The organism is Pseudoalteromonas sp. BSi20439, from assembly GCF_000241165.1.
Lineage (GTDB): Bacteria > Pseudomonadota > Gammaproteobacteria > Enterobacterales > Alteromonadaceae > Pseudoalteromonas.
The window spans coordinates 1-2,004 of the sequence record NZ_BADW01000110.1 but is presented as its reverse complement, the minus strand read 5'-3'; the positions used below and the strand labels follow the sequence as shown (position 1 = coordinate 2,004).

At 41.0% G+C, this 2,004-nt stretch carries 2 protein-coding genes; both read right to left on the bottom strand.

Going from position 1 to position 2,004, the window contains the following annotated elements:
• A partial coding sequence (locus P20439_RS10325) for a trimeric intracellular cation channel family protein (protein ID WP_036933602.1) occupies positions 1–620 on the bottom strand: 620 nt, incomplete at its 3' end.
• Positions 621–905: 285 nt separating this feature from the next.
• Complete coding sequence (locus P20439_RS10320) at positions 906–1,922, bottom strand: LacI family DNA-binding transcriptional regulator (RefSeq protein ID WP_008110552.1); 1,017 nt, start codon at positions 1,920–1,922, stop codon at positions 906–908.
• Positions 1,923–2,004: the final 82 nt, after the last annotated feature.

Genomic DNA, 2,004 nt, shown 5'->3' with positions numbered 1-2,004 from the left:
TTTAAATTAGCGGGTTCTAATAAATTAAATGTTGGTAAGCGCCATTTAAAGCGTACCGATGCCATTCGAATTAAATAACCTGCCACTAAACTTGCAACCACGCTGATATTGTCATCAATGTTGTAGTGGTGCAGTGCTAAGTATAAACAAGCAACAATAAGCGCTACGCTTGCGTAAAGTTCATGATGAAGTACTAATGGCGCTTGGCGACAAATTAAATCACGCAATAATCCACCAAATACGCCGGTCACAATAGCAGCGACCACACAAATACCATAGTGCAAACCCATATTAAGCCCTACTTGGCAGCCAATAATACTAAATGCGGCAAGCCCTAAGGCATCTAAACGCATAAATATGCCTTTAAATTTAACCACCCATTTTGCTAGCCAAGTTGTAACAATACCCGCCACGCAAGTGATCAGTAAATATTCTGGGTGTTTAACCCACGTTAACGGGTAATTGCCAAGTAAAATATCGCGTACGCTGCCACCCCCAATCGCTGTGGCACTGGCTACTAGCATAACCCCAAACCAATCCATGTTTCTGCGCCCAGCGCTGAGTGCACCGGTCATGGCTTCTGCTGTAATTCCGATGATGTAAACAATAGTGAGTAGCATGAAATAGTCACTTAAACTTTTAAGAGCAAAAATTAAAGTGCGATTGTAGAGATAAAATAGTGCATTGACGAGTGAAAAATCACATTAAAAACAGCCACTTTCAGATTAAAAAAACTAATGTTATAGCAAGGTGTGAATAGGCTGTTAATCTAAAGAATACTTTTGGTTTGCTGGTAAAAACAGCAAGGACAAATGACCGCAATTAAGCCAATAAAGCCTAAATAAATATAAGGGTAAGAGGAGGGGCATTTGGCTACTTTTTAAAGGGGGGCCTCACGCAATGAGTTAACTTGAGCCGCGCGCAATTAAACGCGGTGGCAGCAGGGTGCTTTGTACTTGCTCACCACGAATTAATTTGAGTAAGTTTTCAACTAACATTTGCCCCGCTATAGTGGTGTTTTGCTCTATGGTTGTGAGCGGCGGATTAATGTAACTTGCAATAGAAATATTATCAAAGCCGATTACGGCTACATCTTTTGGCACGTTAATATTGGCTTCTTTTAGCGCGCGTATTGCGCCTATAGCAATCAGATCGCTGGCAGCAAAAAGTGCATTAAAAGTAATGTTATTAGCAATTAAAGAGCGAGTAGCATGGTAGCCAGATTCTTCGGTAGAAATTGCATTGGCAATTTTACGATCATTTAAGGGGACACCGTTCTGCTGCAGTTCGTCTTTAAAGCCATTAAAACGGGCAAAAAACTCAGGGCTGTGATCAGAGGCATCGCCAATAAATGCACAATCAGTTCGGTTATGCGCCAGTAAATGCTCAGCGGCAAGTTTACCACCGCCATAATTATCGCAACTTATAGTTAAATCAGGGCGGTTATCAACGCTTGCTCCCCAGCAAACAAATTTAGTGTTTTGTTCAAGCAAGGTATTAAATTTTGGTTGAAAATCAATGTAGTCGCCATAGCCTAATAAGATTATTCCATCTGCTCGATGGCTGTCTTCGTAGTCTGCTTGCCAATCAGCGCTAGCTGATTGAAATGAAACAAGTAGATCATAACCTTCTTTTGCGCAAGCACGGGTAATACTGCCCAGCATGGCTAAAAAAAACGGATTGATTTGTGATTCATCTGAGGTCGGGTCTTCAAACAACAGCAATGCTAGGGTACTGCTTTGTTGAGTGCGAAGGTTACTGGCGTTTTTGTCTACTTTGTAATTAAGTTTTTTAGCAATATCGTGAATACGTCTTCGAGTTTCGTCATTTACCAGTGGACTATTTCGTAGAGCACGCGAAACTGTAGATTGAGACACCCCAGCATAATGGGCTATATCAAACGAGGTGGCTTTACCTTTCATCACGATTACTTACTTAAGAGGACAATAGGGGGTTATTCTCGTTTATTAGTGATTTTTTTCAAGCTTAATTGTCAATAAAGGC

Bases quoted from the DNA above. Each gene is read 5' to 3' on its own strand.
- P20439_RS10320 (WP_008110552.1), bottom strand. From the start codon at position 1,922: ATGAAAGGTAAAGCCACCTCGTTTGATATAGCCCATTATGCTGGGGTG.